The sequence below is a fragment of the Vibrio sinaloensis DSM 21326 genome (assembly GCF_000189275.1).
In the GTDB taxonomy this organism is placed as follows: domain Bacteria; phylum Pseudomonadota; class Gammaproteobacteria; order Enterobacterales; family Vibrionaceae; genus Vibrio; species Vibrio sinaloensis.
The window spans coordinates 31,377-51,366 of the sequence record NZ_AEVT01000099.1; the positions used below are offsets into that span (position 1 = coordinate 31,377).

General features: G+C 45.9%; 18 protein-coding genes. 15 read left to right on the forward strand and 3 right to left on the reverse strand.

Annotation, left to right across the window (positions count from 1 at the left end):
• Positions 1 to 2: 2 nt before the first annotated feature.
• Positions 3 to 1,298, reverse strand: coding sequence for a serine hydroxymethyltransferase (locus RH45_RS18110; RefSeq protein WP_008079971.1), 1,296 nt, complete (start codon positions 1,296 to 1,298; stop codon positions 3 to 5).
• 385 nt (positions 1,299 to 1,683) lie between these two features.
• Here RH45_RS18110 and RH45_RS18115 point away from each other — a divergent pair, with 385 nt between their 5' ends.
• The 6 genes from RH45_RS18115 (at position 1,684) to RH45_RS18145 (ending at position 7,499) form a co-directional block, all read left to right on the forward strand.
• Entirely contained in the window at positions 1,684 to 2,307 is a 624-nt protein-coding gene (locus RH45_RS18115; protein ID WP_008079972.1) for a helix-turn-helix domain-containing protein, read from the forward strand.
• 259 nt (positions 2,308 to 2,566) lie between these two features.
• Entirely contained in the window at positions 2,567 to 3,685 is a 1,119-nt protein-coding gene (gene gcvT, locus RH45_RS18125) for a glycine cleavage system aminomethyltransferase GcvT (protein ID WP_008079974.1), read from the forward strand.
• 88 nt (positions 3,686 to 3,773) lie between these two features.
• Entirely contained in the window at positions 3,774 to 4,775 is a 1,002-nt protein-coding gene (locus tag RH45_RS18130; protein WP_008079975.1) for a S1 family peptidase, read from the forward strand.
• An 80-nt stretch (positions 4,776 to 4,855) separates the two neighbouring features.
• Positions 4,856 to 5,872: a S1 family peptidase gene (locus RH45_RS18135; protein WP_008079976.1), complete on the forward strand. Its 1,017-nt coding sequence runs from the start codon at positions 4,856 to 4,858 to the stop codon at positions 5,870 to 5,872.
• A 163-nt stretch (positions 5,873 to 6,035) separates the two neighbouring features.
• A complete protein-coding gene (locus RH45_RS18140; protein WP_008079977.1) occupies positions 6,036 to 6,704 on the forward strand; it encodes a LuxR C-terminal-related transcriptional regulator in 669 nt (222 codons plus the stop codon).
• A gap of 240 nt (positions 6,705 to 6,944) precedes the next feature.
• Entirely contained in the window at positions 6,945 to 7,499 is a 555-nt protein-coding gene (locus tag RH45_RS18145) for a DapH/DapD/GlmU-related protein (RefSeq protein WP_008079978.1), read from the forward strand.
• Positions 7,500 to 7,542: 43 nt separating this feature from the next.
• Here the strand turns inward: RH45_RS18145 and RH45_RS18150 are convergent, their stop codons facing one another.
• Complete coding sequence (locus RH45_RS18150) at positions 7,543 to 7,806, reverse strand: DUF3012 domain-containing protein (RefSeq protein ID WP_008079979.1); 264 nt, start codon at positions 7,804 to 7,806, stop codon at positions 7,543 to 7,545.
• Positions 7,807 to 8,113: 307 nt separating this feature from the next.
• On the opposite strand from RH45_RS18150, the gene rbsD reads away from it, so the two are divergent.
• From rbsD to RH45_RS18185, 7 genes are all read left to right on the forward strand, one after another.
• Entirely contained in the window at positions 8,114 to 8,533 is a 420-nt protein-coding gene (gene rbsD / locus RH45_RS18155) for a D-ribose pyranase (protein ID WP_008079980.1), read from the forward strand.
• 23 nt (positions 8,534 to 8,556) lie between these two features.
• Positions 8,557 to 10,062, forward strand: coding sequence for a ribose ABC transporter ATP-binding protein RbsA (rbsA, locus tag RH45_RS18160; protein ID WP_008079981.1), 1,506 nt, complete (start codon positions 8,557 to 8,559; stop codon positions 10,060 to 10,062).
• The gene (rbsC, locus tag RH45_RS18165) at positions 10,059 to 11,042 is read left to right on the forward strand and encodes a ribose ABC transporter permease (RefSeq protein WP_008079982.1); all 984 of its coding nucleotides are present in this window, start codon (positions 10,059 to 10,061) and stop codon (positions 11,040 to 11,042) included. Before rbsA ends, rbsC begins: the two co-directional genes overlap by 4 nt.
• 61 nt (positions 11,043 to 11,103) lie before the next feature.
• The gene (gene rbsB / locus RH45_RS18170; RefSeq protein WP_008079983.1) at positions 11,104 to 11,982 is read left to right on the forward strand and encodes a ribose ABC transporter substrate-binding protein RbsB; all 879 of its coding nucleotides are present in this window, start codon (positions 11,104 to 11,106) and stop codon (positions 11,980 to 11,982) included.
• Positions 11,983 to 12,126: 144 nt separating this feature from the next.
• Positions 12,127 to 13,050, forward strand: coding sequence for a ribokinase (rbsK, locus tag RH45_RS18175; RefSeq protein ID WP_008079984.1), 924 nt, complete (start codon positions 12,127 to 12,129; stop codon positions 13,048 to 13,050).
• Between the two features lie 27 nt (positions 13,051 to 13,077).
• Entirely contained in the window at positions 13,078 to 14,085 is a 1,008-nt protein-coding gene (locus tag RH45_RS18180; protein WP_008079985.1) for a substrate-binding domain-containing protein, read from the forward strand.
• 149 nt (positions 14,086 to 14,234) lie between these two features.
• Positions 14,235 to 15,782 (forward strand): DUF3369 domain-containing protein, encoded by a 1,548-nt coding sequence (locus RH45_RS18185; RefSeq protein ID WP_008079991.1) that lies wholly within the window; start codon positions 14,235 to 14,237, stop codon positions 15,780 to 15,782.
• Between the two features lie 3 nt (positions 15,783 to 15,785).
• Here the strand turns inward: RH45_RS18185 and RH45_RS18190 are convergent, their stop codons facing one another.
• On the reverse strand, positions 15,786 to 17,744 hold the full coding sequence (locus RH45_RS18190) for a PAS domain-containing sensor histidine kinase (protein WP_008079993.1): 1,959 nt from the start codon (positions 17,742 to 17,744) through the stop codon (positions 15,786 to 15,788).
• Between the two features lie 125 nt (positions 17,745 to 17,869).
• On the opposite strand from RH45_RS18190, the gene RH45_RS18195 reads away from it, so the two are divergent.
• Both RH45_RS18195 and RH45_RS18200 read left to right on the forward strand, forming a co-directional pair.
• A complete protein-coding gene (locus tag RH45_RS18195) occupies positions 17,870 to 18,835 on the forward strand; it encodes an ABC transporter substrate-binding protein (RefSeq protein ID WP_008079995.1) in 966 nt (321 codons plus the stop codon).
• 116 nt (positions 18,836 to 18,951) lie between these two features.
• Positions 18,952 to 19,935: a chemotaxis protein gene (locus RH45_RS18200; RefSeq protein WP_008079997.1), complete on the forward strand. Its 984-nt coding sequence runs from the start codon at positions 18,952 to 18,954 to the stop codon at positions 19,933 to 19,935.
• Positions 19,936 to 19,990: the final 55 nt, after the last annotated feature.

A 19,990-nucleotide genomic window follows, 5' to 3' on the forward strand; every position in this document is an offset into this window, starting at 1 on the left:
GTTTATTGGTAAAGTGGGAAGCGATTACAAAGCGTTTTCACTTCTTTGCGAACGCGTTGCTCTACTTCTGCGTTACCTTCTGGGTTATCAACTAGCCCATCCAGTACGTCGCCGATCCAATTACCGATGAGTTTGAATTCTTCAGCGCCAAAGCCGCGGCTTGTGCCCGCAGGCGTTCCTAAACGGATGCCCGATGTAATCATAGGCTTCTCAGAATCGAATGGGATGCCATTTTTGTTACATGTGATCCCAGCACGCTCTAGTGCTTCTTCTGCTTTGTTACCTTTCAGGCCTTTAGGGCGTAGGTCTACCAGCATTAGGTGGGTATCAGTTCCGCCTGTCACAATGTCGCATCCGCGAGTTTGCAATACTTCAGCTAGAACTTTTGCGTTATTGATCACCGAATCGATATAAGTATTAAATTCAGGTCCCAAAGCTTCACCGAACGCCACCGCTTTAGCCGCGATAACGTGCATCAGTGGTCCACCTTGAAGGCCAGGGAAGACTGCTGAGTTGATTTTCTTAATGATGTCTTCGTGGTTAGTCAGAATCATACCGCCACGAGGGCCACGCAGTGTTTTGTGTGTTGTTGTTGTTACAACATGTGCGTGTGGTAGTGGGCTAGGGTGAGCACCTGTTGCGATAAGACCAGCAATGTGTGCCATATCAACCATTAGAATTGCGTCAACTTCGTCTGCGATTTCGCGGAACTTAGCAAAGTCGATAGTACGTGGAATCGCACTACCGCCAGCGATGATCATCTTAGGTTTGTGCTCTAGCGCTAATTGACGAACATCTTCGTAGTTGATCTCAAGTGTTTCGCGGTCAACGCCGTATTGAACAGCATTGAACCATTTACCTGAAAGCGCAGGGCGCGCGCCGTGTGTTAAGTGGCCACCCGCGTCCAGTGACATACCTAAGATAGTATCGCCCGGTTGCAATAGAGCTAGTTTTACAGCGCCGTTTGCTTGCGCGCCTGAGTGAGGTTGAACGTTTGCGTAATCACACTTAAAAAGTTGCTTCGCACGTTCGATGGCGATGGCCTCTACCGTATCAACGTGTTCACAGCCACCGTAGTAACGACGGCCAGGGTAGCCTTCTGCATATTTATTAGTCAGACAGGTACCTTGTGCTTGCATAACCGCTTTAGACACAATGTTCTCAGAAGCGATTAATTCAATTTGTTCATTTTGACGAGTGTTCTCAGCTTGAATGCCTGCGAATACTGCGTCGTCTGTAGCAGCAAGGTTAGTAGAGAAAAAATTCTCTAAGCTGTGATTTTGGTACGTTTTGTTCATGGTAGATGACCTTCCATTCATGCCGACGAGATAGTTATGAAAGTTTGTTGTTCTCGTCAGTCCTCTTTCTAGTACTGCTCTTTCTTTGTGAAGAACAGAGCGATTTTTTAGCCCCAAATAAGTGTTTCAATCCGTGGGGAAAAACCGAATCTAATTGTTAAATCTATCAAGCAACCAGTTCGGAAATAGCATCTCTACAACTAACAAGTTGGTAACATAGCGGTTGTCGCAACAACAATCAACCAAAAATTTCCTATTGGAAACAAGGTTTCTAAAACTGTTAGCGAGAGCACGCTTTATTTACGGCTGTAATCTTTTTTCTCAGAGGGGGTTAGTGCACAATGAAATTGAGACAGGAAGTAGCCGTATATAAGTAGAGGGAACCATGCCCGAAGATATCTATGATGAGTACCCATCATTGACTCTTGCAAAAGAGTCTACCGATCAGAACATAGAGCCGCTCAAATTGGGCGACAGAATTAAGGACATTCGTGGCAAATTAGGTTTGACTCTCGAAGAGGCCAGTCAACGCACGGGCCTAGCCCGTTCTACCTTGAGTAAGATTGAAAACGAACAGATTTCTCCGACCTTTCAGGCGATGCAAAAACTGGCCATGGGGTTGCAGATTGATATGCCGCAACTCTTTGAACCGCCTAGAAAAAAGGTTGCAACAGGCCGTAGGGATATTACCCAAGCAGGGCAAGGAAAACCGCACCCAACTCCAACCTATGAGCACGAGCTGTTGGCCACGCAGTTGTCTAATAAAAAGATGATGCCATTTAAGAGCCAAGTTCATGCGCGTAGCTTTGAAGAATATAACGACTGGGTTCGCCACGACGGCGAAGAATTTTTGCTTATTCTTTCCGGCTCTGTTCGATTCTATTCAGAGTTTTATGAGCCGGTAGAAATGAGTGAAGGGGACAGCGTTTATTACGATGCCAATATGGGCCATATGCTGATTTCAACCAGCGAAGAAGACGCGCATATTTTGTGGGTGACTGCTAAATAACGTTAAGTTTTCTAAGTTTTCCTATAATAAAGGCAAACGTTTGCTTTTGTGATTTAGATGAGTACAATAGCGCCATCTTGAGCCAGCCTAGCTCGAGATGGCGCTTCTGTTTACTCTCTACTATTGTGAATTTAATGTTAAATGTCACATTTTGAACTGTTCTCGACATGTTAATGGTGCAAAATTTCTCCACTCATGTTTATTATTGGAAACAAGGTTTCCTAGTGTGGAAAACGAACCTGATTAAATGGAGACAACAATGACTCAAGATCTACTCAAAACACCACTTCATGCATTACATGTAGAAGCGGGTGCGAAAATGGTTCCTTTCGCGGGCTACGATATGCCAGTGCAATATAAGCTTGGTGTAAAGAAAGAGCATCTACATACACGTGATGCTGCAGGTCTATTCGATGTATCTCACATGGGGCAATTACGCCTGCATGGTGAAGGTGCAGCGGCATTCCTAGAGTCATTGGTTCCCGTTGATATTATCGATCTGCCACAAGGCAACCAGCGCTATGCGTTCTTTACGAATGAGCAGGGCGGTATTATGGATGACCTTATGGTGGCAAATTTGGGTGATCACCTGTTCGTTGTCGTCAATGCTGCGTGTAAAGAGCAAGACATCAATCATTTAGAAGCGCACTTACCTTCAGGTGTTGAGCTAGAAATCATCGACGATCGTGCACTGCTTGCACTGCAAGGCCCTAAGGCTGTTGATGTACTTAAGCGCTTTAATGCTGATGTGGCTGACATGCTATTTATGGATGTGAAGAAACTTGAGATTCTGGGCGTTGAATGTATCGTTAGTCGCAGTGGTTACACTGGCGAAGACGGATACGAGATCTCTGTACCTAATACACATGCCGAAGAGTTAGCACAAAAACTGACGTTGGAAGAAGAAGTTGAATGGATCGGCTTGGGCGCACGTGATTCTCTGCGTCTAGAGTGTGGTTTGTGTCTGTACGGTCACGACCTAGACACAACAACCACACCTGTGGAAGCCAGCCTACTATGGGGTATTCAGAAAGTACGTCGCGCAGGCGGTGAGCGTGAAGGTGGTTTCCCTGGTGCGGATATCATCCTTAAACAAATTGAAACGAAAGATGTATCTCGCAAGCGTGTTGGTTTGGTTGGTCAAACTAAAGCTCCTGTGCGTGAAGGTACAGAGCTGTTCGACGCAGATGACAATAAAGTCGGTGTGGTAACAAGTGGAACAGCCGGTCCTAATGCAGGCAAGCCCGTCTCAATGGCTTATGTTCGTGCCGATCTTATGGCGGTAGGTACAGAGCTATTTGCTGAAGTACGTGGTAAAAAACTGCCAATGACGGTTGAGAAAATGCCGTTTGTGCCGCAACGTTACTATCGCGGTTAAGCATTATTCAAGATACGAATAAAACCTCTCGACTGAGAGGTTTTTTTGTATGTATTATGGCGGCGACCGAATAATAAAGGATAGATTTATGAAAAGGCTTGCAGTATTTTTGCCTCTATTGGCGAGTTCTGGTGTGTATGCATTTGAAGCGACCCCCTATATCGTCAACGGAACACAAGCGAACATCGCTAACTACCCCTCATTTTCTAGTCTTTATTTTGATGATGGTCGATTTTACGGCAACTTCTGTGGCTCTACGATCATTAACAGCGAATACATTCTTACTGCAGCGCATTGTATCTATGGTGATTACAATCGGATGCTTCATACATGGGCCGTTCCGCATGTCACTAATGAATCAGGTTACTTGAATGGTGATTATGAATCGGTTCGCGCGGTGGAATTCTATTATCCAGATGGTTATGTCCATTCCTCTGCTCAGAAATGGCCAAACGACATCGCGATCATCAAACTTGCACGCCCTTTATCTGGAGCACCGAACTACATCAGCAAGCTTAACTTTGACAATGCAAAGTCTACACTACAAAGAACGGGTGGGTATAAGGCGATTGGTCATGGTTTGATTGAAGGAAATGTTGACTCTGACGGTATCCTGCTTGAAACCGATCTCACGTTTACATTTGATAGTCGTTGCGGAACGTCGGAAGGCCAGCTCTGCTTTGATGGTGCACTAGATGGGAACTATAAGAACTCTACCTGTAAGGGGGATTCTGGCGGTCCGGTGTATGCTGATTTTGGTACCAATGATGGCTATGTTCAAATCGGCATTACCAGTTTCGGACCTGAGTCATGTGGAGATAGAACTGAGCCTGCTACCTCAGCGTTTACCAACATTCACTACTATCAAAACTGGATTAACCGCGTGATCAACGGTGGTGAGATACCGAAGTACCATATAGTTACTGAAGGTGATACTCGCCAGTTGGTTGAGAATGTCTCTGCGAACGTTAAAGCGACCAATGAACATACTGATGCTGCTAGCTCGTCTGGAGGCTCTGGTGGTTCACTCGGGTGGCTCTCTTTATTGACCCTTGGATTCTTTGGTTTGCGTAAAAAACGAGCAAATTAGAGCCCGTTAATTAATCTCAGCTCCCCCCTATTTCGTAAACTAAACTAATAGGTGATAGATACGGAAAGGGTGGGGTGCTTATGTTCAAGTCTATCGGTGCCGCTTCTGCGCTGCTAGTGAGTTTCTCTATACACTCATTTGAAGTCGAACCATATATTGTTAATGGCTCGACGGTTAATATTGCCAATTACCCTTCTTTTGCCAGCCTATTTTATCGCAGTGATACGCTCTACAGCACCAACAGTTTTTGCGGTGCGACGATGATAAATAGTGAGTACGCACTGACTGCTGCTCACTGTATTTACGGTCAAGATGAGACCATGCTCTATACGGTGGTTGCACCGCAACTTGAAGATGAAGCTCAGTTTCTTTCTAGTACACAAGCTCGAGTGGTAGAGTTTTATTATCCCGATACTTACTCCGACTCTTCCTCTACCTTGTGGCGGGACGACATTGCGATTCTCAAACTAGAGTCACCACTTCCAGTGGGCGATATGCGTAGTTTGCTCAACACGACCTACAACAACGCCTATCCAAGTAATGCGGATTTCAAAGCGGTCGGTCATGGGTTTATTGAAGGCAACGTTCCGGGAGGGACGGAACTGTTACAAACCGACTTGGACTACATTTCAACGTCAGATTGTCGTACTGAGATCGGCAGTCAAATCACCACTAAACAGCTTTGCTTTGGGGGAGATGAGGTTAATGGTTTTCAAAATTCGACCTGTTCAGGGGACTCCGGTGGTCCTGTCTATTTCTATAACGGCATTGAATACATTCAGGTTGGCTTAACGAGTTTTGGCCCCGCGACATGCGGTGATGTCCGCTACAATGTCACCTCGGTCTTTACTGACATCTACGACTATCAAACCTGGATCAATCAAGTCCTCAATGGTCAAGTTGAACCTCAGGCGTACGTCGCACTTCAAGATGGAATTCGTGTACTGGTTAATCGAGACAGCGGTACGACTCAGGCCGAAGTAGTGTCGGAATCTTCGCAAAGTCGCAGTGGGGGATCACTATCATTATTTATGTTGATTTCTCTGATTCTGCTGACGGCAAAATCACTCAAAAAACGCACTATGAGTAATCAGTAGAGTATGAAGTATCATTCTTAAAAATGAGAATGTCTATATATCTTTATGATTTATAGGGTAATTTTGTTTTTGTGTGTCACGAATCTAAGACGGGATATGTTGACTAATCCAAGCTAAACGATAGTTTTAAATTATTAAATGAGCGTAGCCGGAGAAATCCCCAATGACCGAGAGCAAAAATTATCAAATCACACTGTTGTCCGATGTGAGTATGCAAGCCAATCTATTCAAAGATTCATTGGAGAAAGGCCTTCATTTAACCGTTAACATCGTCTCTGTTGACGACTTGCAAGCGTATGATGGTGATAGCCGACTTTTAGGTGATTTCGTGCTGTTCGACTTTCAGTATCTTGATGATGATCGCTTCAACGAGTACAGCCAGATTAAAGCAGCAAGCGATCGCTCTGTAAAAGAAATTGTGATCAATTGCCCGAAAGAGGCCACCTCTACCCAGCTGTTCAAGTGGCGTAACTTGGTCGGCGTGTTTTACGTAGAAGATGATATTTCCCTACTGTTAAAAGGTATGGAAAAGATCATGAACGATGAAATGTGGCTCTCGCGTAAAGTGGCCCAAGATTATATTGAATACTTCCGCTGCGCGAATACGGTGACGACATCCCAAGCCTACGCCAACTTAACCAAGCGTGAAAAAGAAATTATGCGCTTGCTCGGCCATGGTGCCTCTAACTTACAAATTGCCGATGAATTGTTTGTTAGTGAAAACACTGTCAAAACTCACCTTCATAATATCTTCAAAAAGATCAATGCTAAAAACCGTCTGCAAGCATTGCTATGGGCGAATAACAACATTGCGTTGGAAGAGCGCGCATAAGCCAACTCAGCAAAGTTGAAGGAAAGGCACACCACTCGGTGTGCCTTTCTTGTTTTATGCGCTGTAGGTATGTTCTGAAACTGTTTTATTAATCATATGAATGCTACCCGCCAAGGATTAAATAGCGGAAAATAATCGCAACAGACTTCGTTCTATCTATGGTGTTGTAAGGCGGGGTTGACGGGGCCTCGATACAATACGAGTGCCTATTCGGTTGGATTTTAATTGGAGCATGAGTCGATGTGGGCGAACTACATTAAAAGCGATCTTAGTCGCTATGTGGGTGAAGATAATCTGAACTATAAGTCTTTCTTAAAAGAGTACTTTCTAAATACCGGATTCAAATTCTCCGTCTGGTTAAGAATTGCTAAGTTTAGCCATTCGCCCGTTTTGAAGACGATTGCCAGATTTCAACATCTGCGATTTAAACAAAAATATTTACTCGATATTTCTATCAAAGCGGATATTGGCTATGGTCTTTATCTCGGTCATGGCGGTGGCATCATGGTGAACCGTACTGCTAAATTAGGCAACAATGTGAATCTTTCACCATTTACGACCATAGGCTCAAATCATGAGAATGCGGCTGAAATCGGTGACAATGTTTATATCGGGCCAAATGTTTCGATTGTTGAAGACGTTAAGATTGGTGACAACGTTAAGATTGGTGCAGGCGCTGTGGTGACGCGTGATGTTCCAAGCAGCGCGACGGCCGTTGGGGTGCCCGTAAAGGTCTTAAAGATTGATGATACTCCAAATGAGTATGTGATAAACCGCTGGCAGAGTCATCATTGATAACCCTACCTAAATCAACGCCTCCCATTGGGAGGCGATGTTTTTAGATAATGCAGTGTTTAGCGAAGTTCTTCACTTCATTAGCACTCCAATCACCTTTTGGCTTTTCTTTCAGGTCCGCACACCAAGATTTGCTGCCTACAGGTTCTAGAAGCACACAGTGTTTTGCATAATCTACCGCGTCTTGAGCACTCCATTCATGCTTAGGTGCTTCGGCTTTATGGTCACACCAGCTTTGCGTTCCTACTTCATCTTTACACGCGCTCAGTGCGAGTAGTGTAAACAGGGCTAAAGTTACTTTCTTCATGTTGTGATTCCTTCGATATTCTCGCGCTACTATACCGAAACCTAAGCAAAAAGTGTGTCTTGATCACGTAAATTCAGAAATTACTGGCTGGATCCGATTAAGAAATTAGTGAGGTTAGTCACCAAAAAAACGGCTCTTTATGCCTTAAGGAAGATCATTTTCACACTATTTATTCTCGTTGTTCGCAAAAAAACAAATCGCTATTATTATTTCATCGAAACGTTTCGATGAGTTTTCTGTCAATAAGAATTGCATACCAAATAGAGAACTCTTGATTGTTTAAACGTGTATTCGATAGGTCGATGAGATGAAAAAAAGTACCCTGATTAACTCTGAACTTTCTTACTTAGTGGCAACGCTAGGTCATACCGATGAGATCACCATTTGTGATGCCGGTTTACCCATTCCTGAAGAAGTTCAACGTATAGATTTGGCATTGACGCATGGGGTGCCAAGTTTTCTTGAAACCGTACGTGTGATGTTAAGCGAATCTCAGATTGAAGGGGTCATCATGGCGGAGGAGTTTGCCAAGGTTAGTCCAACTCATCACCAAGCTTTGATTGCCGAACTGGCGGCTGAGAAGGAAGCGACAGGTAAAGAGATTTCAGTTACTTACCTTTCCCATGAAGCCTTTAAGGACCGTACGACTCAAAGTCGTGCCGTGGTTCGCACCGGTGAATGTACACCTTACGCGAACGTTATTTTCCAAGCTGGCGTGGTTTTTTAAGCCAAGTATATTGAGGACAGATTATGACTCAAGCCATCTTACAACTGAGTGCAATCGAGAAAGCGTTTCCCGGTGTTAAGGCGTTAGACCAAGCGAGTCTGAACGTTTATCCAGGTCGCGTAATGGCACTGATGGGCGAAAATGGTGCAGGTAAGTCAACGCTAATGAAGGTGTTAACTGGCATCTACAGCATGGACTCTGGTTCTATTCACTACCAAGGGCAACCTGCAGCGTTTAAAGGGCCAAGAGATTCACAACAAGCGGGTATCAGCATCATCCACCAAGAGTTGAACTTGATACCTGAGTTAACGATTGCCGAAAACATTTTTCTTGGCCGTGAGTTCACTGGCGCACTGGGCCGAATTCAATGGGACAAGATGTACGCTGAGGCAGATAAGTTGCTTGCGCGTCTTAACGTCAAACACAGCTCCAAGACTTTGCTCGGTGAGCTGAGCTTAGGTGAGCAGCAGATGGTTGAGATTGCCAAGGCGCTGTCGTTTGAATCCAAGGTCATCATTATGGATGAGCCCACGGATGCATTAACGGATACCGAAACAGAGTCTTTGTTTAAAGTGATCAATGAGTTGCGTGATCAAGACTGCGGAATCGTTTACATCTCGCACCGTTTGAAAGAGATCTTTGAGATTTGCGACGACATCACAGTTCTGCGTGACGGTAAATTTATCGGTGAATGCCCAGTTGTCGAGACCGACGAAGATGGACTGATCGAGATGATGGTTGGACGCAAGCTTGATGAACAATACCCGCGTATTGATGTTCAGCACGGCGATACTTGCCTTGAAGTTATCGGCTTAACGGGCTCTGGGATTCACGATGTCAGCTTTACGCTAAAGCGCGGTGAAATTCTTGGTGTTTCAGGCCTGATGGGGGCTGGGCGTACTGAATTGATGAAGGTTATCTATGGCGCATTACCGAGTGAACGCGGCGTTATCAATCTGAATCAAAAAACCATCAATCCGGTGAGCCCACAAGATGGTTTAGCGAATGGCATTGCCTACATTTCTGAAGACCGTAAAGGTGATGGTCTAGTACTTGGCTTATCGGTCAAAGAAAACATGTCGCTATGTTCTCTCGATAAGTTGACTCAAGGTGGTCGAATTCAACACGGTGAGGAAGTGGTGGCGGTGGAAGATTTCATCAAGCTCTTCAATATCAAGACCCCGACCCGAGACCAAATCATTGGTAACTTGTCCGGTGGTAATCAGCAGAAAGTGGCGATTGCTAAAGGGCTAATGACCAAACCTAAAGTACTGATTCTTGACGAGCCGACGCGTGGTGTCGATGTCGGAGCTAAGAAAGAGATCTACCAACTGATTAACAAATTTAAAGCTGACGGCATGAGCATCATTTTGGTCTCTTCTGAGATGCCAGAAGTGCTTGGAATGAGTGACCGCATCATGGTGATGCATGAAGGCCGAATCAGTGGTGAATTTGACGCAAAAGATGCCGACCAAGAAAAACTGCTCGCGTGTGCAGTTGGCAAAAAGATTAACGAGGAAGCAGCATGAGTACCAATACCATGAGCAAACCCAATGAAACACATGGCAAGAAACTGCTGAGTAAAGAGTGGCTAATCGAACAAAAATCGCTGATTGCGCTGCTCTTTCTCATTGTTGTCGTATCGTTCCTTAACCCTAACTTTTTTACCGTAGACAACATTCTCAACATTCTGCGTCAAACGTCGGTTAATGCCATTATTGCTGTGGGTATGACGCTAGTTATTTTAACCGCAGGCATCGACTTGAGTGTCGGCTCTGTACTGGCGTTATGTGGCGCGTTTGCTGCTAGCTTAATTGCAATGGAAGTTCCTGTGCTTATAGCTGTTCCAACGGCGCTAGTAGCAGGGGCTGCGCTCGGTGCCATCAGTGGCATCATCATCGCCAAAGGTAAAGTGCAGGCCTTTATCGCAACCTTAGTCACCATGACGCTGCTGCGCGGTGTCACTATGGTGTACACAGACGGTCGTCCTATCTCAACCGGTTTTTCAGATACCGCGGATGCGTTCGCTTGGTTCGGTACAGGCTACGCGCTGGGTATCCCAGTTCCCGTGTGGCTAATGGTTATCGTGTTTGCCGCGGCTTGGTTCTTACTTAACCACACTCGCTTTGGCCGCTATGTTTACGCATTAGGTGGTAACGAGTCTGCAACGCGCTTGTCAGGTATCAATGTTGACCGCGTTAAGATCGGCGTTTACGCAATCTGTGGTCTGCTAGCAGCGCTTGCCGGCATTATCATTACCTCACGCCTTTCTTCTGCTCAACCTACCGCGGGTATGGGCTACGAGCTAGACGCTATTGCCGCGGTTGTATTGGGCGGCACCAGCTTGATGGGGGGCAAAGGCCGTATAATGGGAACGTTAATCGGTGCACTGATTATCGGCTTCTTGAACAACGCTCTAAACCTACTCGATGTTTCGTCTTACTACCAAATGATTGCAAAAGCAGTGGTCATTCTTCTTGCGGTACTGGTGGACAACAAGAACAAGTAACTGAATTCATAACAGGTTCGGAGGAAAGGACTCCGAACCACCCTACACAAGGACTAATACAATGAAAAAATTAGCGACATTTATCTCTGCTGCACTTCTTACCTCGACCGTTTCTGTTTCAGCACAGGCGCAGGACACGATGGCAATCGTACTGTCTACGTTGAACAACCCATTTTTCGTCACGATGAAAGATGGTGCGGAAGCTAAGGCGAAAGAACTGGGCTACGACTTGATTGTTCTCGATTCACAGAATGACCCAAGCAAAGAGTTGTCGAATGTGGAAGATCTAACTATTCGTGGCGTGAAAGCGATTTTGATTAACCCAACAGACTCAGATGCCGTATCTAACGCGATTCGCATGGCTAACCGCTCAAACATCCCTGTATTGACGCTAGACCGCGGTGCGAGCCGTGGTGAAGTCGTTAGCCACATCGCTTCTGACAACGTGGTTGGTGGTGAAATGGCGGGCCACTACATCATGGAGAAAGTTGGCGAAAAAGCGAAAGTTATCCAGCTTGAGGGTATTGCCGGTACGTCTGCTGCGCGTGAACGTGGTGAAGGTTTCATGAATGCGGTTAAAGGCAGTGAAATGGAATTGCTTGCAAGCCAGCCCGCCGATTTCGACCGTACTAAAGGTCTTAACGTAATGGAGAACTTGCTGGCTGCTAACCCTGATGTCCAAGCGGTATTTGCGCAGAACGATGAGATGGCACTTGGTGCTCTGCGCGCGGTGCAGGCATCCGGCAAAGACGTAATGATCGTTGGTTTTGATGGTACTGACGATGGTATCGCTGCTGTGAACCGTGGCAAATTAGCTGCAACGGTAGCGCAACAACCAGATCTGATCGGTTCTTTAGGTATCGAGACGGCGGACAAAGTACTGAAAGGTGGTTCAGTTGAGCAGTACATCCCAGTACCGCTAAAAGTGATCGCTAAGTAATCCTTTTGCCTTCCTCTTCCTTGTTATCTGTCGTTTGGGAGAGGAGGGCACATAAGCTTGCGTTTTTTCGCCACTTTGTTGAGAGAGCGCAAACTTATTACCCTGTTCAAAAAATAAAGGCTCTAGAGAGCCGAGGATAACCGTATGAATAAGTTAGTGGTTTTAGGTAGTGTTAACGCTGACCATGTTCTTCAAGTGCCTTCTTTTCCTCGTCCTGGCGAGACACTTCACGGTCGCAACTATCAAGTTATTCCTGGCGGCAAAGGTGCAAACCAAGCGGTTGCCGCCGCGCGACTCAATGCAGACACAGGCTTTATTGCTTGTGTCGGCGATGATGCTTTTGGCATCAATATCCGTGAAAACTTCAAGCTTGATAACATCGATATCGCCGGTGTGAAGATGCAGCCTAATTGCCCAACGGGTATCGCTATGATTCAGGTCGCGGATAGTGGAGAAAACAGCATCTGCATTTCCGCAGAAGCAAACGCGAAACTGACCGCTGATGCCATTGAATCGGATCTGGAAAGAATTCGCCAAGCTAAATATTTGTTGATGCAACTAGAAACCCCTATGTGTGGCATAGAGAAGGCCGCTCAAGTCGCGAAAGAAGCGAAAACTAATGTTATTTTAAACCCTGCGCCTGCACGTGAGCTTCCCGATTCACTGCTGGCGTGTGTTGATGTGATTACGCCAAATGAAACCGAAGCTGAGTTACTAACTGGCATTGTGGTTTCGGATAACGAGAGCGCTCAGGAAGCGGCTAATGTTCTGCATCGAAAAGGCATCGAAATTGTAATGATCACTCTTGGTGCGAAAGGGGTTTGGCTAAGTCAAAACGGACGCGGAGAGCTGATTGAAGGCTTCAAAGTTGACGCAACCGACACGACCGCCGCAGGCGATACATTTAATGGGGCATTGGTCACTGGTTTATTAGAAGATTTACCTCTAGAATCAGCCATCAAGTTTGCTCATGCTGCTGCAGCTATCTCCGTAACACGATTTGGCGCGCAAACCTCTATCCCAACTCGAGAAGAAGTGGATGCGTTTTTGGCAGAGCGTTGTAACTAAGGTTTAGCCGCATAGGGAGATTATTGCATGGCTACTATGAAAGATATTGCCAAACTAGCGGGCGTTTCCACCTCAACCGTTAGCCATGTGATCAATAAATCGCGCTTTGTGAGTGAAGAAATCTCAGAGCGCGTCAATAAAGCCGCTCAAGAACTCAATTACACCCCTTCCGCGCTCGCGCGCAGTCTCAAAGTCAATCGAACCAAAACCATTGGCATGCTGGTGACCACGTCAACCAACCCTTTTTTTGGGGAAGTGGTAAAAGGCGTAGAGCGTAGCTGCTATCAGCAAGGGTATAGCTTAATTCTGTGCAATACAGAGGGCGATAACCAACGCATGCGCGAATCCATCATCACTTTGCTGCAAAAGCGCGTTGACGGCTTGATACTGATGTGCTCATCGTTAGAAGGTGAGCGCATTGATGTATTCGATAAGTACCCTGATATTCCCGTCGTTGTCATGGACTGGGGGCCAATGCTGTTTACTAGCGATAAGATTCAGGATAACTCGCTGCGTGGCGGTTATATGGCTGCTAAACATCTCATTGAAGCCGGCCATAAGCACATTGGTTGTATTACCGGGCCGTTAGTCAAACACCAGGCGCAGATGCGTTATGAAGGCTATAAGCGCGCGCTTAACGAATCCAACTTAGAGTTCAACGCCAACTGGATTATCGAAGCGGACTTTGAGTGTGAAGGTGGGTACAGTGCGTTCAATGCAATGTTTGATAAAGGCCCACTGCCCACTGCTCTGTTTGTCAGCAATGATATGATGGCAATGGGGGTAATCAACGCCGCCAACGAAAAGGGCATTAAGATTCCAGAGCAGTTATCGATTATCGGCTACGATGATATTCAAATCTCTAAATTTATGACCCCTGCGCTTACCACCATTCACCAGCCTAAATATCGTTTAGGTAAAGCCGCGGTTGAAGCTTTATTGAATAAACTTGATGGTGGTCAAACCGATTCGCAAGTGGTTCAACTAGAGCCGACACTTATCGAGCGTAATACCGTAGTGGCTCCTCAGTCTTAAGCATTGAGTGATCGAACAAAATCGTTCTAACACGAGTGTTCTTTTTGATGCCGCTGTTAGTTAGAGATAACTAATGTATTAGCGAGAAAGATTGCTATCCATGTGCTAAACCTAACTTAGATACTACGAAAGTTGAGGCTAGCTCACGCATGGATTTTTTTGCCGACCAACGAGGAGAAGGGAACGCTGCCACTGACTCCAGTGAAACAGAGCAATCTCTTCAGGCGCCATGGAAGGTGTTGTTGGTCGATGATGATAAACAGATGCATCAGATCACGCGACTGGCATTAAACGGTTTTGAATTTGATGGTAAAAAACTTGAGCTGATCTCTGCTTACTCAGGTGAAGAAGCCCAGGGGATTTGTGCGTCTCATAGCGATATCGCCTTAGCGCTCATTGATGTGGTGATGGAGTCAGATCATGCCGGGCTCAAATTAGTTCAGTTCATTCGCGAAGAGCTCGATAACTCACTGATTCGCTTAGTGCTGCGGACAGGACAAGCGGGTCAAGCCCCTGAAGATACCGTTATTCGTGAGTATGAAATCGACGATTATAAAGAGAAGACCGATCTCACGACGCAAAAACTCAAAACCTTGCTCTACTCTATGCTGCGTTCATATCGCGACTTAAAGCTAATTGCAGCGCAAAAAAACGGCTTGGCCAAAGTGATCGAATCGTCTGCTAAGGTACAAAACACCTCAACGCTACAAGATTACGCCAGCTCGGTACTGGAGCAACTGACGTCTTTGCTCCAGTTGGAAGAGTCTGCTTTTTACTGCGTGGTTAAGCCACAACCTCATGGTGAAGAAACGCGTGCATTGACGCTGGCGGCTTCAGGGGATTACATCAACTGTTATCAAGGATGTGCATTAGATAAATTGCCACCGAAAGTTGCGAATCGCTGCAAGGAAGCCTTGGAGAGTCGTTCGTCGAAAAACTTCGGCGACGCCTTTGCGTTATTCGCCCGCGATCAGCAAGGTGTCGACAGCATTCTCTATGTTAACTACAGCAAACATTTGAATGATCTCGATATGCAGTTGCTTGAGATATACATGCATAACATCGGTCTCACCTTTGAAAACATTAGCCTGCTTCTTGATATTAAAGAAACCTCGAAAGAGTTGGTCTACAACCTTGCCAATGCCGTTGAAGCACGCAGTAAAGAGACAGGGGCTCATGTACAAAGAGTCGCGGTTATATGTGAAAAACTCGCTTTGCTGTATGGACTGCCCGACAGTGAAGTGATGATGATTAAGCTTGCGGCTCCATTACACGACGTTGGTAAAGTGGCGGTGCCAGATTCGATTTTGCATAAACCGGATAAGCTGACCGATGATGAATGGCGTGAGATGCAGCGCCATGTCGATTATGGTGTAGACATATTGAGTCGTTCCAAACGACGCTTGATATTAATTGCCAAAGAAATCGCGGGTCATCATCACGAAAAATGGGATGGCAGCGGCTACCCAGCGGGCTTGAAGGGAGAGCAAATTCCTTTATCTGGACGCATTGCCGCCTTAGCCGATGTGTTTGATGCATTAGGCTCGAAGCGCTGTTACAAAGAGCCGTGGAGTGACGAAGATATTCGCCAGGAGATCATTAGCCAACGAGGAGCTCACTTCGAGCCCCTACTGGTCGACTTGATGCTCCAGCATTGGCAAGAGTTTCTTGATATTCGCAATGCGCTGCCTGACTAACGGCTATATATGAAAGTCGTGATTGTGTTCGGGGGTGGCATCACTTGGTAATTCCTTGGGTAGAGTAATGCGGTAGTAAACGCCTTCATTTGGCTCGGAATCAAACGTGAGTTGGCCTTTCAACTTTTGCGTGACCAGATTAAAAACCAAATTCAGGCCCAGCCCCGAGCCACCTTTTCCTCTCTTACTCGTAAAAAAGGGTTCAAAGATTTTGTGATGGAGAGATTTATCGACGCCACAGCCGTTATCTCGATATTCTAGCAATAAGCTATCGTCATTATCGCTCACTGAAATGTTGATACTCGGCTGAGGTTGATCAGTGAAAGCATGATTGACACTGTTGAGTATCAAGTTAGACACAACCTGAGTTAGCACACCCGGTAGGCTGTTCATATGCAAGGTTTGATCACCATTAAGTTGGGGAGTGACAGGTATTTTACGTGTTTCGGGGTGCAAGCTTGCCACTAGCGCATCAAGGACTTGCAAAACGTTAAACGCCGAGCGGCTCTCTGAAACTTGATCGACCGCGGTTTGTTTAAAGTCTCGAATCAGTTTCGCAGCGCGGTTTAGGTTACTTTCCAACATCTCGCTGCCTTCGGCAACGCGGCCCATGACGGTATCAAATTGGCTGCTGGTCAGCGTTTGATTGCTAAACGCTAGGTTGAGCTCCTGAGTGGCCTCTCGAATCACTGAGGTAGCCGTAACAGCGATACCTAAAGGCGTATTTACCTCATGCGCCACACCGGCAACCAGCCCGCCGAGCGCGGCAAGCTTTTCTTGCTCTACCAACTGTTGCTGGGCTGATTGAAGTTGGTCCATGCTCTGCTTTAAATCGACAGTGCGCTCAGCTACGGTGCGTTCAAGATTCTGGTTGAGCTCTTCGAGTTCTATCTGGGTTTGCTTCAGTTCGGTGATGTTGATGGCTGTGCCGCGAAAACCTAAGAACTTGTCATCTTTAAAGTGGGCTTTAGCCTGAAACATCAGGTAGTAAGTGATGCAGTTCATGGTGATTTGCTCTTCACATCTTGCAAAGTCAGAGCGGCGCTGTAAGTGTTGTTTAAGCTGGTAGCACTCAGCAAGACCAGCCACATCGCGTAGCAGGGGTTTGCTATTGTCCTCAATGGATAACGCGGTCTTCATGGTTTCTGAGCAATAAAGCAGGTAGCCATTCTCATCGGTTTCCCATAACCAATCAGATGAGACCAAAGCAAAATCGTTAAGGCGTAATTGCTCTTGGCGAATCGTTTGGTACAAGGTAGACACATTCGCGGTGATTTTATTGGTTTCATCTCCTAGCCAGTCCAGCTCATCTTCCTTCTCGGCTACCCAATAATTGTGTTCAAGCTCCAGTGCCTCTGCTGGGTGGCGAGGGTTGTAGCTGCGTAGGTACTTGGCAATGGCAAAAATCCTTCGGTTGATGCTGCGATGGAAAACCATGAGTACAATTGCGCACACCACCAAAGTGCGAAACATATTCAGGAGCAGGGTATAAACGAACTGGCGAATCAAGTAGTCATACACTTCTTGGGCATTAGATTCGACATAGATCTGACCAATTTCTTCACTTGAGTTGGTTTGCGGATCTAAGTGCAACAAGGGATACTGTGAGACGACCACACTTTGAGTGACTGGTGTACCTGCTTCAAACTTATAGTCGTCAGAATCGACCCGAAGATAGGCTATCTTGGGAAGGTTAACCAGCCCATCTAGCCTTTGCTGCAATGACACGAGATCAAATGACCAGAGCGAAGCGGCCACAAGCGGAGCATGCACACTTTTAATTTCGAGTTGTCTTTGGTCAATAGAGTTGAACTGCTCTTTATAGTCCCATGAAAGCTGAACCAGCGTGGTGAAAAGCGTCACTGTTCCGCTGAGTAAAATCATGATCAAGATGATCCTTCGGCCAATGCGGCTAAAAAATGGATTATTGATGCTCTCTTCAAACTGTTTGGTTCGGCTCATACTTTAGGTCTAACAGTGTGTTTTAGCTTGAGTATAGTTGGCGGCCGGCTCAATTGCGTTCATAGACTGGGTAATTGAGGGGATGCTGACTAAACTGAGGGTATGAGATTTTTTAGGAGCACATCATGCGATGGCTTATAGTACTTTGTTTGCTTTCTTTGCCTGTTGAAGCGACAAAAGTCTTGCTGATAGAAAGCTACCATTCTGAGTTCGAGTGGGATCGCAGCTATCTTGAGGGGCTGACCGAGACCCTGCAGCCGGGTGTAGAGCTTGAAACCTTCCAAATGAATACCAAGCGAATCCCGCCAACGGAATACCCCAAAATGGCAGAGCTTGCGTTTCTTAAGTATTTGGAGTTTAAACCAGAGATTGTCATCCTCGGAGATGATAATGCGCTTAAGTACATGTGGCCAAAAATCTACGAAGATCCGATCTCCGTGGTGTTCCTTGGTGTGAATGCCAACCCTCGTAAGGTCATGATGCGTTATCGAGGGCGGGCGCAGATCACCGGTGTGTTAGAGAGACCGTTATTTGTGAAAACCTTAGGAGAACTCAAACGCTTTCTTCCCAATAACCCGCTTAAAGTGAGAATTATGTTTGATTCTGGCGCAACGTCTGATATCGCCAGGCGACATATAGAGCGACAATACAACTTGATACGCAGTAACCTAGGTGTGGAAGTTGAGATAGTGGCGGCAAGTACACGTGAGCAGTGGCGTAAACATATTTTGTCTGCCCCGCAAGAAGGTGTGTCAGCAGTGATTGTTGGTTTATATCAAACCTTGATTGATGCTAAAGGAAATAGCGTTCCTGCCGATGAAATTATTACGTGGACCAATCAACATTCATCGCTGCCCGTTTTTGCCTTTTGGGATTTTGCTGTCGATAAGCAGAAAGCTGCTGGTGGTGTCGTGTTGTTCGGAAAAAGCCAGGGAGTGGCGGCAGGCTCTTTGGTCAATAAAATTATTGATGGTGAATCGGCTAAGAACATCCCTATTATTATAGGTAATCAAGGCAACGCCATCTATTCGAAAGCTGCTATGGAAAAGTGGGGGCTGGTTCCTCCAAGTCATTGGCATCCCATTGATTGATCGAATGTAGTGTCAATCACAACCTGCACAGAGGGATGCAAATCAATTTTACAAATGACTCAATAGCAGTTAAAAAGGGGCATACCCCTAAAGTTTAATGTAGGCATAAAGAAAATATGAGTGTATCCAGTAGTACGATACTCACGGAAAGTGGTACTAACGAGTTAGAGATCATCGAGTTTCATCTGGTCAAAGAGATGCCTGATGGCTCGAAGAAAACCTGTTACTACGGTATTAACGTCGCGAAAGTTCGTGAAGTGATTCAGGTTCCGGAAACGACCGATTATCCAAATGCTCAGCCACATATGATTGGGGTGTTTTCATCACGCGATATTTTAACGCCGCTGGTGGATCTCGCTGGGTGGTTGGGGGTTAAGACTAGCAAAGACTTAGCTCGTAAGTTTGTTATCGTCACGGACTTTAACAACATGACCAACGGCTTCTTGATTGACTCTATCAGCCGTATTCACCGCATTTCTTGGAATGATGTTGAGTCACCAAGCCAGTTCCTAGAGGCGGGTGAACAAGATTGTGTGGTTGCCGTGGTGCGCAAAGATGGCAATCTGATCATGATTTTGGACTTTGAGAAGATCATTGCCGATATCAACCCTGAGCTCAGCATGGAAAAATACGATGTTACCGCTGACCGCAGTGTTGATCTGAACCAGCGTATGGTGACCAAACGTAATGCGAAAACTGTTATGGTGGTCGATGACTCTGCGTTTATTCGCTCGTTGATTCAAGACACATTAAGTTCTGCTGGCTATAACATTATCGCCTGTAAAGACGGCGGTGAAGCGCACGAGAAACTCGTCAGCTTGATTGAAGTGGCGAAAGAAGAAGGTTTGCCTGTCAGTGAATTGATTGACGCTGTCGTGACTGACGTTGAAATGCCCCGTATGGACGGTATGCACTTAGTGAAGCGTCTACGTGATACTGAAGCTTATGCGACGATGCCGATCGTAATGTTCTCGTCGTTGATGAGTGAAGACAACCGAGCTAAAGCGTTGGCTTTAGGCGCGAATGACACCATTACTAAACCAGAGATTGGTCGTATGGTTGCCATGATGGACAAGTATATTTTTGGCAAGTCTGAATAACGCTTTACTTTGAAGCACAAAAAAGGGTACGCATTGCGTACCCTTTTTCATAACT